The 15893-nt window shown below is 58.2% G+C and carries 10 protein-coding genes; 4 read left to right on the plus strand and 6 right to left on the minus strand.

Annotated features, from left to right (window positions below):
• Nucleotides 1-72 precede the first annotated feature (72 nt).
• From ACZ25R_RS10915 to ACZ25R_RS10930, 4 genes are all read left to right on the plus strand, one after another.
• Nucleotides 73-396, plus strand: coding sequence for a DUF411 domain-containing protein (locus tag ACZ25R_RS10915; RefSeq protein ID WP_472460998.1), 324 nt, complete (start codon nucleotides 73-75; stop codon nucleotides 394-396).
• 293 nt (nucleotides 397-689) lie between these two features.
• A complete protein-coding gene (locus ACZ25R_RS10920) occupies nucleotides 690-3212 on the plus strand; it encodes a cation-translocating P-type ATPase (protein WP_472460999.1) in 2523 nt (840 codons plus the stop codon).
• Between the two features lie 61 nt (nucleotides 3213-3273).
• On the plus strand, nucleotides 3274-5289 hold the full coding sequence (locus ACZ25R_RS10925; protein WP_472461000.1) for a bifunctional DedA family/phosphatase PAP2 family protein: 2016 nt from the start codon (nucleotides 3274-3276) through the stop codon (nucleotides 5287-5289).
• Between the two features lie 31 nt (nucleotides 5290-5320).
• Entirely contained in the window at nucleotides 5321-5887 is a 567-nt protein-coding gene (locus tag ACZ25R_RS10930) for a Chromate resistance protein ChrB (RefSeq protein WP_472461001.1), read from the plus strand.
• Nucleotides 5888-6289: 402 nt separating this feature from the next.
• Here the strand turns inward: ACZ25R_RS10930 and ACZ25R_RS10935 are convergent, their stop codons facing one another.
• From ACZ25R_RS10935 to ACZ25R_RS10960, 6 genes are all read right to left on the minus strand, one after another.
• Nucleotides 6290-7837, minus strand: coding sequence for an arylsulfatase (locus tag ACZ25R_RS10935; protein WP_472462476.1), 1548 nt, complete (start codon nucleotides 7835-7837; stop codon nucleotides 6290-6292).
• Between the two features lie 692 nt (nucleotides 7838-8529).
• Nucleotides 8530-12312 (minus strand): vitamin B12-dependent ribonucleotide reductase, encoded by a 3783-nt coding sequence (locus tag ACZ25R_RS10940; protein ID WP_288193219.1) that lies wholly within the window; start codon nucleotides 12310-12312, stop codon nucleotides 8530-8532.
• Between the two features lie 597 nt (nucleotides 12313-12909).
• Nucleotides 12910-13509, minus strand: coding sequence for a tetratricopeptide repeat protein (locus ACZ25R_RS10945; RefSeq protein ID WP_472461002.1), 600 nt, complete (start codon nucleotides 13507-13509; stop codon nucleotides 12910-12912).
• A 17-nt stretch (nucleotides 13510-13526) separates the two neighbouring features.
• Nucleotides 13527-13961 carry an NUDIX hydrolase gene (locus tag ACZ25R_RS10950; RefSeq protein ID WP_472462477.1) on the minus strand — a complete coding sequence of 145 codons (435 nt, stop codon included), beginning with the start codon at nucleotides 13959-13961 and terminating at the stop codon, nucleotides 13527-13529.
• Nucleotides 13962-14320: 359 nt separating this feature from the next.
• Nucleotides 14321-14818, minus strand: a complete 498-nt coding sequence (gene gpt / locus ACZ25R_RS10955) for a xanthine phosphoribosyltransferase (RefSeq protein ID WP_223613101.1) — start codon at nucleotides 14816-14818, stop codon at nucleotides 14321-14323.
• A gap of 162 nt (nucleotides 14819-14980) precedes the next feature.
• Nucleotides 14981-15823, minus strand: a complete 843-nt coding sequence (locus ACZ25R_RS10960) for a universal stress protein (RefSeq protein WP_223613102.1) — start codon at nucleotides 15821-15823, stop codon at nucleotides 14981-14983.
• Nucleotides 15824-15893 lie beyond the last annotated feature (70 nt).

Consider the following 15893-nt stretch of genomic DNA (forward strand, 5'->3'; position numbering starts at 1 on the left):
GCTGCAACGCCATCGGTGATGACAATATACAAGGACCCAAACTGCGGATGCTGCAATCTCTGGGCGAAGTCGATGGAGACCGAAGGCTTCAAGGTCGAACGCGTGAACACGGACGACCTGCCGGGCATCAAGAAGCGCTTCGGCGTTCCGGCAGAGGTTGAAGGGTGCCACACGGCAACCGTCGAGGGCTATTTCCTCGACGGGCACGTGCCGTTGGAGGCGGTCAGAAAACTTCTTGCGGAAAAACCTGTCATCGCCGGGCTGGCGGTGCCAGGCATGCCCGCCGGGTCTCTCGGCATGGGCAATGACCCCAGTGCCAGTTATGATGTCTTTGCTGTTGCCAAAGGGCCGGATCGGAAGGTGTCGGTTTATTACGAGGTCAGGCCAAAGAGTTAGGGGAAGGCTACTGCTCGGACTTTTCATCGCGTTCGCATGAGCGTGTTTCTTCGTGTCTTATTGGATTCCCAGTTTTCGGGCAGAGATGTATTTTGACTTCTGGAAATCGATTAGCATCCGGATTGCCACCCAAGCCATGATTGCCCACATGCTATTCGACAGTTGCTCGAACTGAGAAGTTTCCGCAACGCGTATTTTCTTACAGATTCGTAAGCTTTGAGAGTCGGCGTAGACGGGTCTGGTAATTAGGATTATGTAACGGCCGTAACATTCATATAGTCAGAGTTCGTTCCATGATCGATGATATCCGCGGTGCGCAAGCGACTGTTCCAATGGAGAGACATGGCCTGACAAGCCGCGATGCCCGTCGCCGCCTCGGCGAGGCCGGTCCCAATCGGGCTTCGGTACGCAAGCAGGAGACATTTCTGGACGAGTTGCTGGAATCGTTGCGGGAGCCCCTTGTGCTGCTTCTGCTGATCATCGGGGTTCTCTATTTCATCTTGGGAAACCCCGGCGATGCCTTCATCATCTTTGGCGTCATCATTGCCGTTGCCCTGGCGGAAACAGCGATCGAGTGGCGGGCAGGGCGTGCGGTTGAAGCACTGGCGGCCATGGCGGAACCCAAGGTTCTGGTGTGGCGTGACGGTGAAGTGGTTGAGCGCCCGGTGGAAGAAATTGTGCCGCAGGATGTCGTGGAATTGCGCGCGGGTTCGCAGATACCAGCCGATGGGCGTCTGTTGGATGCCGAGGATTTTGCGGTAGACGAGTCCATCGTCACCGGGGAATCCGAACCTGTATCGCATCCAAAGAACGCCTATCTGCTAGGGGGCACGCTCGTCGTCCGTGGTCGCGGTCGCGTCCTGATCACCAAAACGGGCCCGGAATCGACAATCGGTACGATCGCCGAACTGGTCGCCGGCACCCGCGAGCCGAAAACGCCGATGCAGCTGCGCATGGCAAGCCTTGCCAAGGTACTGCTGTGGGTGGCCGTTGGCGTGAGCGGGGTCATTCCCCTGATCGGTTACTTCGCCGGCAGACCAGGCGACGAAATGATCCTGACGGGATTGTCACTGGCATTTGCCACGGTCCCGGAAGAACTGCCGGTGTTGATTGTGGTCGTGCTTGGCCTCGGCGGGCTGCGCTTGGCGCAACGCGGCGCGATCGTGCGCCGGCTCAGGGCGGCCGAGACCCTTGGTGCCGTCACCATCATCTGCACCGACAAGACGGGAACGCTGACCCATAACAAAATGACGGTCGCGGGAATTATCAGCCCGAACCAGCTGCTGGGTCAGCGTCCCGATCCGGAGGCGAATGAACCCGTGTTGGCGGCCGCCAGCCTTGCCAGCGAACCGCACCGCGGCGATCTTAAACTGTTTGATCCGGTGGAAAGGGCAATCGAGGATGCCTGTTATCACTGGCAGGTGCCAAATGCTGCCCCGACCCATAATTACCCGTTTGACCGTACCCGCCGCATATCGTCAGGCTATTTTCAAACGGGTGCGTTTGTTGAGATCGGTGCGAAGGGCGCGGCGGAAGCCATTGTTGCACTTGCCGTTTCTTTCCGCGACAAGACACAGGCCGTACCACTGGACGAGACGACCCGCGCAAGGCTGCTGGCAAAGGCCGCGGACTATGGCAAGGCCGGGCGTATCCTGGCCGTTGCCTCCAGGCAATTACGACAAGGCGGCGACGTCTCCCGGCAAGACTGCGAGACCGATTTGGTATTTGAAGGTCTGTTGATCCTTCAGGATCCGATCCGGGCGGACGTGAAGGAGGCGATCGCCGCGCTGGATACAGCCGGTGTGCACATCTCGGTGATCACGGGTGATCAGGCGAGCACCGCACACGCCGTCGCAGAAGCAGCCGGGATCGAAAACCACGTGACGATCAATGCGTCCGAGCTTGAGGAAATGGACGACTCGGCAATCGCCGCGATGATGAGCAAAGGCGCGGTGGTTGCCCGCTCGCAACCCGTCGACAAGCTCAGGATCGTGCAGGCGCTATCGGCCTTTGGTCATGTTGTCATGGTCACGGGCGACGGCGTCAATGACGCCCCGGCGCTGAGGGCCGCCGCTGTTGGTGTTGCCATGGGGCGCGCCGGCAGTGATGTGGCGCGTCAGGCGGCCGATGTCGTGTTGACCAATGACAGCTTTGCCACGCTGGTGGAATCCATTCGGGAAGGCCGACGACTGATTGCCAATTTCAACAAGGCCATTTGCTTCTACCTCGCAGTCAAGCTGGCTTTGATCCTGGTCAGTGCCGCGGCTGCCATTCTGGGACATCCCTTGCCGTTCACCCCGGTCCAGATCGTTATTCTGGAACTGTTCATGGATCTGGGGGCTGCGCTTGCCTTTGTCAGCCAGCCGGCTGACGAAGACGTCATGCGCATACCGCCGCGTGACCCCAACGCGCCGTTTTTCACGAGGCCGCTCATCCAGGGTATCGTGTGCGGCGGCTTCACGCTGGCGCTGTTGGTCTTTGCGGTGTTTCAGTATGGCTTGACGCATTTTGGTCTGGATTCAGCGCGTACGCTCGCGCTCATCAGCTGGTTTGTCGGGCATGCCGTCATCGGTCTTACAATGGCAGGCGGTCAGGGTGTAACCAACCTGAAACACATCCTCGCCAATCGCGTCTTGCTGATCTGGTTCGGTACCAGTGTGATGTTTGCTGCGCTGATCGCCGTCGTCGAAACGATCAGCACCTTTCTTGGCGGCGAAGCCGTTCCGCTCACCGTGGCGGCGGCGTGTGCATTGGTGTCGTTGATTGTGCCCCTGTGGTTGAATGTCTTCAGGCTTGGCAATGGTGTTGCGAGGTGAACATGCGAGCGGATCAACGTGCAAACAGCCCTGCCAGTCAAAAGCCAAGGGATGACATTTGATGTCATTTGTCAGCAGCATCATCGAATTCATTTCAGCGCACCCCGGACTTGCCTATGCGGCGGTTTTCCTGCTGGCTTTGTCCGAGGCCATCCCGGTTATCGGCGCAATTGTTCCCGGTTCCGCCATCATCATTGGCATCAGTGCATTGGTGCCGACCGGCGCAGTCACCGTCTGGCCGCTCCTGATCACCGCCATTACGGGTGCGATTGCGGGTGACGGCATCTCCTATTGGTTTGGCCGGCAGTACCACCAGGCCATTCTCAGCCGCTGGCCTCTCAATCGGCAACCGGGACTGCTTGCCAAAGGCGAGCGCTTTATCGAGCTGCACGGCGGCAAGAGTATCTTTCTGTCGCGATTCACCCCCGCCCGGGCCTTCGTTCCGCTTATTGCTGGTATTCTGCGCATGCCGGTTCGAAGATTTTACGTCGCCAATATCGTCTCGGCATTCGTCTGGGCACCAGCGCACGTCATACCGGGTCTGCTTGTCGGCGCAAGCTTAAGCCTTGCCGGAGATGAAGCGGGCCGCCTCGCGGTTCTGCTGATTGCTCTCATCATTCTGGTCTGGATGATCATCTGGTTTGTCCGCCTGACAATCCGCTACGGCGTTCCCAGGCTCGCCGCCGGCCAGCAAAAGCTCTGGCAATGGACGCAGACAAAGGAGGGCTGGATCGCAGAGGTGATCAAGCCGCTGATCGATCCATCCCGTTCCGAAACACGGGTCCTGACCCTTTGGGCAATCGCCATTATCGCCGCCGCATGGCTGTTCCTCGGGATACTCGAAGACGTGGTGACCGGGGATACCCTGGTGACGGTCGATGCCGCTATCTATGCCATGCTGCAGCAGCTGCGAACATCCGTGGGTGACCGTCTCCTCATCGGTGTGACGGAACTGGGCGACACGGTCGTCGTGCTTTGTGTTGCGATAAGTGTGTTTCTCGCGCTGCTCTGGCAGCGCGCCTGGCGCACTGCCGCATACTGGATCGCGGCAATCGGATTTGCGGGCGCACTCAACACCGGAATCAAGTTCGCGATCCACAGGGCTCGCCCCGGTGAAATGGCCTATACGGGCGTGAGCGAGTTTTCCTTTCCGAGCGGACACACCACGGTCAATGCCGTGATGTATGGTTTCCTGGCGTTCATCATCGCCCGCCAATACCGGGCAATCGTACAAATTCCGGTTTTTGCCGCTGCCCTGTCATTCATCGTTCTCATCGCTTTTTCGCGCATCTATCTCGGCGCGCATTGGTTTTCCGATGTATCGGCAAGCCTGACATTTGCCGCGATGTGGCTGATCGTCATGGGCCTTGCCTATCACTATCACGTCGGGGAAATTAACGTCCGGCCCCTTGCATTCGTGGCTATCGCGGCATTGATCACGGCAGGCAGCATCAACATTTACTGGCGCTATCCGACCGATGTCGTCCGTTATTCGATCCAGCGGGAAATCACGACCATTCCCGCGGATGAATGGTGGCGTGGCAGTTATCATCTGCCCGCCCAAAATCGTCTGGATATCGAAGGCGAACGCCAGGAACCCATGACCGTGCAATGGAGCGGCAGCCTTCAGTCGCTGCAGGCACAACTGGGAGCGGCGGGCTGGAAACAACCTGTTCCCTGGTCGCTGGCGAGCACCATGGCCTGGACAACGGCGACAACCGATCCTGCCTTGTTGCCCGTCCTGCCCTTCATGAATTCCGGCCGGTTGCCGTCACTGGTTCTGATCAGGCCTGCCGGGGAGGGTGGGAGCGCTCCATCGCGCTCCGTCCTGCGGCTCTGGCGCGTGGACACGCAAGTAACGGCCAGCGTCAACGAACCGCTATGGATCGGCTCCGTGGTTGCGGAACAGCTGAGTTTCCCCTATGCGCGAGCAACCCTTGTCTCGGAAAAGCCGAACTACAATGAGCCCCGGGACGCTGTTGCCAGTGCCCTTGCGGGTTCCAAGCTCTTGCCGCTGAACAAGCCCTATAGTGATGGCAAATGGGATGGACGGGTGCTGCTGGCCAAGGAATATTGACCGGCGACGGCTGCAACATGAGGACTGAAACATGACTTCCTTGTCCTGGATATTGTTAACATACAAAGTTCCCGCAGAGCCTGCGAAGAAACGCATTTGGCTGTGGCGGAAGATCAAGGGAATGGGGGCGGTTTATCTGCAGAACGGCGTGTGTCTCCTGCCCAAGACCGATGAGCATCTGCGCCGTCTCAAAGTGCTCGAGCATGAGATTGCGGAAATGGAGGGCGAGGCGGTTCTGCTGGAGACGACGGGTCTCGATCGTGCCCAGGAGGAAAAAGTCGTCGCCCGCTTCAATGCCGATCGTGACGAGGCCTATCAGGAGTTCTTTGAACGCTGCCGCGACTTCCATGCCGAGATCGATCGGGAGTCGGCAGCCGATAAGTTCACCTATGCCGAACTTGAAGAAAACGACGAGGACCTTGAGAAGCTTCGCACCTGGCTTGGAAAGATAAGGGCGCTCGATTTCTATCAATCGCCAAAGGGGGCAGACGCTTCCACAAAGCTCAACGAGTGCGAAGCGCGGCTCGAATCCTTCGCACAACAGGTATTTGCGGCGCAGGACGAGAATAAATCCAGCCCAACACTGCCTTCCCCATGATGCAGATGTAGGGGAGTAACATACTTCGTCGATTGGAGGGGTCACTTTCAGGATTCTTCGTCAGTATGGCCATTGCGCCAGTTCGAACAACGCACGGAAATATACTAAACAGGAGCACTGGTTGAGGTCGACGGATATTGAACAGGTCTATTAGCTTTGATCTCGCTGCTCGCACTTCTTGAGCAATTGGAATGGCCATTCACTTGAAAAGAACTTGCGACTGAAACAATGTGTGTGGTCCACCATCTGTCTCGAGACAATGAGTGGGCGTGGCGGACATCGCGATCCATGCTGGAATTCGGCACGATGGAGGTCTCGATGCCCGAGAACGCACGTTCTCCACTGTGATCCTCGTATCCAATCCGGCCAAAGGCTTTTCTTTGGCCGGATGCTACCGCATCGCTATTTTGCGATGTCGAAACTCCGCTGTAACTTCTCGACCATTTGATCGATGCTGAAGCTCGATGGGCGCTGACTGGGGGGATATTCCTTGAAGGTCGCCAGAAACGCACCGACGATGGGTGGTGCGGCCAGGAAAATCCCCGCGCCGTCCGACATGAGCCAGTCGTAATAGGTGTTTGACGTGACATCGGCGCGTTCATAGGGGTCGGATCGCAGATTGAATAGTTTTGGGACACGCAGGGGCGTGAACGGCTCGGCCCAGATTCGTAACGTGCCCTCGACGCGCTGTTCCTCGAACACGACCTTCCAGTTCTCGAACCGCAGCGCTACGACCGCGCCATCATCATTGAAATAGATAAATTCCTTGCGAGCCCCGCGTTCCTCTTTGCCCGTGAGGTAGGGGAGCTGGTTATAGCCGTCGAGATGCACCTTGAAGGTTTTGTTTCCGGCCTGATGGCCTTTGAGCAGCTTGTCCTTGATGTCGGGATCGCCCGCCGCTGCCATCAAGGTCGGCAGCCAGTCAAGCCCGCTGATCATCTCGTTGGAGACCGAGCCGGGTTTGATCCGTCCCGGCCAGCGGATCATGCAAGGCACCCGGAATGCACCTTCCCAGTTGGTGTTCTTCTCGCTGCGGAACGGCGTCGTCCCGGCATCCGGCCAGGAGTTCTGATGCGGGCCGTTGTCGGTGGTATAGATGACGATGGTGTCGTTGCCGATGCCGAGATCGTCCACTGCCTTGAGAACCTGGCCGATGGTCGCATCGTGCTCGATCATGCCGTCGGCGTATTCCGTTCTCGAATTGAGGCCCGGCTTGTCGCGATGCGATTCGCGCACATGTGTGCGAAAGTGCATGCGCGTCGAGTTGAACCAGCAGAAGAACGGCTGGTCCGCCTTCGCCTTGCGTTGCATGAAATCAATGGCGGCGGCCGACGTCTCGTCGTCAATCGTCTCCATGCGTTTTTTCGTCAGCGGCCCGGTGTCCTCGATCTTGCCATCGGCGGATGCTTTGAGCACGCCGCGGGGACCGAACCTTTTGCGGAATTCCGGGTCCTGAGGATAGAAGTGGTTCTCCGGATCCTCCTCGGCATTAAGGTGGTAAAGATTGCCAAAGAACTCGTCGAAGCCGTGATTGGTCGGCAGATATTCATCTTTATCGCCCAAATGGTTCTTGCCGAACTGCCCGGTGGCATAACCCAGCGGCTTGAGCAGTTCCGCGAGGGTCGCATCTCTCGCTTGCAAACCCACGCTCGCGCCGGGCAGACCCACCTTTGACAGTCCGGTGCGCAGGGTGCATTGGCCCGTGATGAAGGTCGAACGGCCCGCCGTGCAGCTCTGCTCCGCATAGTAATCGGTGAACATCATGCCTTCGCGGGCGACGCGATCAATGTTGGGCGTCGGATATCCCATCAAGCCGAACGAATAGGCACTGAGGTTGGTCTGGCCGATATCGTCGCCAAAGATGACGAGAATATTCGGCTTTTTGCCGCTCGGGGTCGCGGGCTGCTGTTGAGCCTGTGCGGTGTCGACTGACGGGCTTGACGCCATCATCGATGCGGCTGCGAGTGCCGTGCCGCCCATGAGAAGTCTGCGGCGACTGAGATTGAGTGGAGAGATGTCTGTCTCAGATGTAGGGGAGGTCTCGTGGACGTCGTCAGCCGCGCTCATGGCATGTTCTCCTTGGTTCAGACCGTTGGCCGGACAAATTGGAAATTCAGCATCCGGATAGTGATCGACGAAACCCAGGAAACAAGTACGTTACTGTTAATGTTGCCCTTCAACATGGCTCGGGCGAAGAGGGCAGCCTGTCAACGAAATTTGGAGGCTCGCGTGTCGCGCTGCGTAACCGAAGCTCAATGCGTCAAACCGATCATAGAATTCGATAAGGCTGATGCCAGTTTATCAATCAGACAGATATGGTCTTTGACCTCGGCTTAGCACCAAACTTGACGGACACCACGCGGAGTGAAATTGCTCCGTGAGGAGATTCCTTGCCATTTGTGGCGTTGATGTTGCCCAATCCAACGCGGCCTTAGTTGGGGACGCCAGGAACGTCATTCAAAAGGAAAAAGCCCGAACTCATGAGTTCGGGCTTTTCGCTTTCTTGAGTTCCCCAACCCTTGGGAAACCCGTTTTCTCCGGAAACATTCTTTCGGCGAAGCCTTTGATTTCGTTGATAGCAGAACGGAACATTGGGTCCTAAATACAGAACTTTGGGTCTCCCACCAAACAACTCGGCTGGTTTAGCTGCAGCCGGACGTGCTTCCGCATGTATCGCACTTCAGGCAGGTGCCGTTGCGCACCATGGTGAAGTTCGAGCATTCCGAGCAGCTGTCGCCGGTATAGCCCTGCATCATCGACTTGATGCGGCGGTCGGACATCACCTTCTTTGCTTCGGCCTTGGCTTCTTCCGCCGCGGCTTCGGCGCTGGCATCCCCAAACAGGGCGGAGGCAGCGGATGTGTCTTCTTCCAGCTGGTCCTTGGCGCGTTCCTCGTAGTCACGCTTGAAGCCCGTGGCCTCGTCCTGCGCCTGGGCAATGACCGGCTTGGTCGCGATGGCAACGGCGGAGCGGGTCGCAAGGGCCGTGACGTTCGACGCCATGACGGCCTTCGGTGCACCCGAACCGAAACCCTTGGGATCGGGAGCGCCGGGGCTGACCATCTTCAGGACGGCGCCGCGGGTCAGACCCTTGGATACCGGCTCGGTCTTGCCTTCGGAGATGCCGCGGCCCAGCGATGTGTTGGAGAAATCGGACTGATCGACATGGGCAAGATCGTGGCGGTCGAGATAGGAGACAGCCAGCTCACGGAACACATAGTCGAGGATCGACGTGGCGTTCTTGATCGCGTCATTGCCCTGAACCATGCCGGCCGGTTCGAATTTGGTGAAGGTGAATGCCTCCACATATTCTTCCAGCGGCACGCCATATTGCAGGCCGAGCGAGATGGCGATGGCAAAGTTGTTCATCATCGCCCGGAAGGCAGCGCCTTCCTTGTGCATGTCGATGAAGATCTCGCCGAGACGGCCATCGTCGAACTCACCGGTGCGCAGGTAGACCTTGTGGCCGCCGACGACGGCTTTCTGGGTGTACCCCTTGCGGCGGTTCGGCAGTTTCTCGCGGTCGTGGATATATTTCTCGACGATGCGCTCGACGATCTTTTCGGTGACCTGCACCGCGCGGGCGGCGGCAGGCGCCTCGATCAGCGCCTCGATGGCATCGTCCTCGTCGTCGTCCACATCGGCGAGCAGCGAGGAGTTCAGCGGCTGCGACAGTTTCGAGCCATCGCGGTAGAGCGCATTGGCCTTTAGCGCCAGTTTCCATGACAGCATGTAGGCCGACTTGCAGTCGTCGACGGTTGCTTCATTGGCCATGTTGATCGTCTTGGAGATCGCGCCGGAGATGAAGGGCTGGGCGGCGGCCATCATGCGGATGTGGCTGTCGACCGAGAGATAGCGCTTGCCGATCTTGCCGCACGGATTGGCGCAATCGAAAACCGGATAATGCTCTTCCTTCAGGAAGGGCGCGCCTTCCAGTGTCATCGCACCGCAGATGTGGATGTTGGCGGCTTCGATTTCCTTCTTGGAGAAGCCGAGTGCCGGCAGCATTTCGAAGGAGAAGTCGTTGAGCTGTTCATCGGTGAAGCCGAGAACATTCTTGGCGAAGTCTTCGCCGACCGTCCATTTGTTGACTGCAAACTTGATGTCGAAGGCCGACTTCAATGCCGTGTTCAGCGTGGCGATGATCTCGTCCGTAAAGCCCTTGGCCTTCAGCGAACCCGGGTTGATGGCGGGTGCCTGGTTGAGATTGCCGTGACCGACGGCATAGGCCTCGATTTCGGCAATCTGGCTTTCGGAATAACCGAGCGTGCGCAGGGCTTCCGGCACGGCGCGGTTGATGATCTTGAAGTAACCGCCACCGGCGAGCTTCTTGAACTTGACCAGAGCGAAATCCGGCTCGATGCCCGTGGTATCGCAGTCCATGACGAGACCGATCGTGCCGGTCGGCGCGATGACGGTGGCCTGCGCATTGCGGTAGCCATGCTTTTCGCCGAGTTCCAGCGCCTTGTCCCAGGCCGAACGGGCATGGGCGATCAGGTCCTGGTCCGGGCAGTCGGAAGCGATCAGCGCAACCGGGTTGACGGCGAGGCCTTCATAACCCTGGGTTTCGCCATGGGCAGCGCGGCGATGGTTGCGGATGACGCGCAGCATGTTGGCGGCGTTCGGCGCATAACCGTTGAAAGCACCCAGCTCCTTGGCCATTTCGGCCGAGGTCGCATAGGAAATGCCGGTCATGATGGCGGTGAGGGCGCCGCCGATGGCGCGGCCTTCGGCGCTGTCATAGGGAATGCCCGAGGTCATCAGCAGGCCGCCGATATTGGCGTAGCCGAGACCGAGCGTGCGGTATTCATAGGAGAGGCGGGCGATTTCCTTGGACGGGAACTGCGCCATCATCACGGAGATTTCGAGGACGATGGTCCACAGGCGGGCCGTGTGCTCGTAGCCCGTCACGTCGAATTTGCCGTCCTTGCCGCGATAGGTGAGGAGGTTGATCGATGCGAGGTTGCAGGCCGTGTCGTCGAGGAACATGTATTCCGAGCACGGGTTGGAGGCGCGGATCGGGCCGGCCGCCGGGCAGGTGTGCCAGTCGTTCATCGTGGTGTTGAAATGCAGGCCCGGATCAGCGGACGCCCAGGCGGCGTAACCGATCTTTTCCCAGAGGTCGCGGGCTTTCAGGGTTTTCATGACCTTGCCGTCCTTGCGAGCGGTCAGGCTCCAGTCGCCATCATTCTCGACGGCGCGCAGGAATTCATCCTTGAGCGACACGGAATTGTTGGAATTCTGGCCGGCAACGGTGAGATAGGCTTCCGAATCCCAGTCGGTGTCGTAGGTCTTGAAATCGATATCCGTGTAGCCCTGCTTGGCGAACTGGATAACCCGGTAAATGTAGTTTTCCGGAACCTGGTTCTTCTTGGCCGCCTTGATCTCGCGCTTCAGCGCCGGGTTTTTGGCGGGCTCGTAGCAATCACCATTGTCGGCTTCGCAGTTGACGCAGGCCTTCATGATGGCAGCCAGATGCTGTTTGACGATCTTGGAACCGGTAACGAGAGCGGCAACCTTCTGCTCTTCCTTCACCTTCCAGTCGATATATTCCTCGATATCGGGGTGATCGACATCAACCACCACCATCTTGGCGGCGCGGCGGGTCGTGCCGCCTGACTTGATGGCGCCGGCAGCGCGGTCACCGATCTTGAGGAAGGACATCAGGCCGGAGGAGCGTCCGCCGCCGGAAAGCTTTTCGCCTTCGCCGCGCAGGAACGAGAAATTGGAGCCGGTGCCGGAGCCGTACTTGAACAGGCGGGCTTCGCGAACCCACAGGTCCATGATGCCGCCTTCATTGACCAGATCGTCGGCGACGGACTGGATGAAGCAGGCATGCGGCTGCGGATGTTCATAGGACGATTTTGACTTCGTCAGCTTGCCGGTATCCGGGTCGACGTAATAGTGGCCCTGGCCGGGGCCGTCGATGCCATAGGCCCAATGCAGGCCTGTGTTGAACCATTGCGGGGAATTGGGGGCGACGCGCTGGGTGGCGAGCATGTAGGCGAGCTCATCGCGGAAGGCGAGGGCGTCTTTCTCCGAATCGAAATATTTGCCCTTCCAGCCCCAGTAGGTCCAGGTGCCGGCAAGGCGATCGAAAACCTGACGCGCATCCATTTCCGAGCCATAGCGTGCGTCGGCTGGCAGCGCTGCCAAAGCTTCCTCATCGGCAACCGAACGCCACAGCCATGAAGGGACGGAATTTTCCTCAACCTTCTTCAGCTTGGCCGGTACGCCTGCCTTACGGAAATATTTCTGCGCGAGAATGTCGGCCGCGACCTGACTGAACTGGGCCGGCACATCGATATTCTCCAGACGGAACACAACAGAGCCGTCGGGATTCTTGATCTCGCTCGTCGCTACGCGGAATTCGATGTCCGCATAGGCTGATTGATTCTCTTTGGTAAAACGCCGTTCGATCCGCATCTGCTTCGTCCTTGTCTCTATATATAGTGTTCGTTGGGCGCCATGTGAAGAGCTACGCGCATCAAGAACACAAACCCGTCCTATCCGGATTCAGGAGCTGAATCCGGTGCTGTCGCCGCGACCCGTCCTCGATGCGGTTTTCACCGCTTCAGTCCTGGGCCCGGCGGCCCTTTTTTGACGCCTGTTTTGTGACTCGCCCCAAATGAGAATGTCACATTATCTGGTGTCCAACATACCTGTAAACACTAAATATTGTGTTAAGACGCCATTTACCCAACAAATATTTCTCTGTGCACAATGGTATTCTTCCGGCTGCAGACACAGGTCATCACCGGCGTGCGCCATAGGGCGCAAGCTGTGAAAAACACTGCATAAACTGGGAAAAAGACCGGTCACATTACTCCCCGGTCACGCCACAAACGCAACGACTGCCCTATAAAAAGTGACTCGGGGTCGAGCGTCAAGAATTAGTTTTTTACATATTTGTGACCGCAACATCTTGTGTGTCACATATGTGGATAACGGGGAGAACTTTCGCTTGTTTTTCCGGTAGCTGGCTACGGATGGAAACGTGGCGCCAATGGCGTCCAACACCACCTATTGTGGGTTCTTGTCCTTCAGGCGCTCATATTCGAGGGCGTCGCGCGTGGCATTTTCCGTATCGCCCTTGGCGTTGTAGGCGATGGCACGGTTGTAAAAGGCGGTGGGATAGTCCGGTTTGAGGCGGATAACGGCGGTGTAACCGGCAATCGCCGCGTCGAGATCGCCTTTCTTTTGAGAGGCATAGGCTTTGCCATACAGGCTGTCGATGTCTTCGGGGGCCAGTTTGAGCGCCGTGTCGTAGTCCTCGATCGCCTGATCGTAATGGCCCAGGTCGTGCCTGGCATAACCCCGGCTGTACCAGGCATCCTTGAAGTCCGGCTTCAGGGTGATGGCATGGGAATAATCGGCAACCGCAAGATCAAGCTTCTGGACATCCAGATAGGCGTTGCCCCTGTCATAATAGGCCTTGGCGCGCAGCTTATCCGGCGCGCTGTCAATCCAGTTGTTGCAGTTGCTGATTCGCTCTTCCGGCGATGATGATGCGGTCTCGTCGATGCAGCCATGCTCGATCTTCTGCAATTGCGTATTGTCGAGAGCAAGGGCAGGGCTGGAAAGGATGGCGATGATGGCGAGCGAAAGATTGAGGCGGATCATATCGCTCGTCCCGACCATCAGCGCGGGGTGACGAGCGCCGGATCAAAACTCGCAATGAGGGCCTTCAGTTCCGGTTCTTCGACCCGGCGGGCGCATTCTTCGACGCTGACCCATTCGAGGCGGCGTTCGCCGCGTTCGGGCCAGCTCTTTTCCTGATGGGAAAAATGCATGGGAAAGACGTCGACGACGAAATCACCGCATTCGCCTTCCGACATGTCGTGCTTTTCATAGCGGTAGACACCGATGGAGAAGGGGGCGATATCACCGCGCGCACCGGCTTCCTCATAGGCCTCGGTCTTGGCCGAATGGGCGAAGGTCTTGCCAATCTGCGGCCAGCCCTTGGGCAGCACCCATCGCCCCGTGCCGCGACTGGTGATCAGAAGAATCTCTGTCTGGTGTTTTTTGACCCGGTAAACGAGAGCGGCAACCTGGCGGATTCTGCCGTCCGGCATTTCAATCCGCTTTTCCGTCACGATCTCGTTGGTGTAATTTAAGTTCAATGCTCCGCTCTTTTTTTGCGATTTGTTTCAATGATTGTGAACCGATTCTTGCAAATCGCAATCACTCTCAGGCTACTGTTCCTAGCTTATATGCGACTTGTGTCGATTTTTTGAACAGCAGTGCAAAAAAACCACAGCGGATCCCGCAGAGGCAATATCACTTCGAAGGCAGGGAATCCATTCTACGGAAGAATGAGAGGCAGCCGGAATGAACGGCGCCGATCAGGATATACCATGGCCTCCAGCGAGGTCATGGTTCCATTCGTGTTTGGGCGGAGGCGGTTCGGGCTACCCCCGCAGAAAATGGCTGGTTAGCCCCGATGTCCCTTGGTGATCGGTTCCTGATAGGTCAGGCCCATATCCCAGGGGAAATAGATCCAGGTGTCCTGCGAGACTTCCGTGACGAACGTATCGATCAGCGGGCGGCCCTTCGGCTTGGCGTAGACCGTGGCAAAATGCGCCTTGGGCATCATGGCGCGCACGACGGCAGCGGTTTTTCCCGTATCGGTCAGGTCGTCGATGACGAGAATGCCCTCGCCACCATCTTGCAGAAGGCGCGGATCGACGTCCTTCAATACCTTGAGTTCGCCCTGTTCCTCATAGTCGTGGTAGGAGGCGATGCAGACCGTCTCGATCATGCGGATGCCGAGCTCGCGGCAGATGATTGCCGCCGGCACGAGGCCGCCGCGGGTGATGGCAACCATGGCGCGCCATTCGCGCTGCATGCCCGCTACACGCCAGGCAAGGGCACGGGCATCCCGATGGAACTGGTCCCAGGACACCGGAAAAGCTTTATCGGGAAGAGACATGGCGCACTCCATCAAGAAAACACAAAACAGGCGGAGCTAATAATCCGCTAGGGAATGCGTCTCGCAATAGCGGGAAATGCCTGCCCATGGCAAGCCGCTTGCGCGGCCTGTCCTTTGCAAGGGGGCAGAAACATGTGATTTACGGCTTTATCCGCTCAATCGTCAGCGTGACATCAGCGTCAGGCAGGGCATGTCCGATATGAACGAGCTCGTCACACCGCCGAATACCCATTCCTTGAGGCGCGACTGGCTATAGGCACCCATGACGATCAGATCCACCTTGTCGTCGGCAATCTTGCGGCGCAGGATCTTGTCGGCGGCCTCGCCATTGGATTCAATCGTGAAAGGATTGACGTTGACGCCGTGGCGGCGCAGGGCGTCCGAGAGCGGGGTGCCCGGAATATCCATGTTCGGGTCGGTGGTTTTCTTCGGATCGATCCAGACGACGTCCGTGCGCTCGGCCTTGATCAGGAAGGGCAGGGAATCGAACGCTGCCCGCGAAGCCTCGCGCTTGCCGTTGAAGGCGACAAGCACGCGGTTGATTTTCGTGGGGAGTTCGATCTTGTAGGGGACAAACAGCACGGGACGCCCGCTTTCCATGACAAGCGGGTCGGTGACATCGTTGACGCTGTCCGGATCATCCGGGTCCGGTTGCCCGGCCACGATGATATCCGCACGCAGGGCGCTTTGGGTGACACCGGCCGACGGGCTGCTGCTCTCCGAGCGGACGATGCGGAACTCGTGGGAAATCCTGCCCTTGCCCATTTCCTTGTTGAACAGCGCAGAGATCGCCTCCGAATTCTCCTTGTGGCGCTGTTCATGCGCCTCGAACAGGGTCGTATCGGCAAAACCGGTGGGATCTGCGTAAACGATGGGAGAGGGGATGGTGTAGAGGCCGATGATGTGGGTTCGTTCGCTTGAAGAGGCGATCAGCTTTGCCGCGCCCATAACCCTTGGCGCCTCGCGCTCGCTGCGGATAAAAGCGATGATCGTGCGAAATGCCATGCGGGCCTCCATCGGTTGACAGGTCGATCTTGCTATTCAGAGCATTATACGCTCCGAACGCAAGACCGGC

The sequence above is a fragment of the Phyllobacterium sp. RCAM01083 genome, assembly GCF_055685835.1.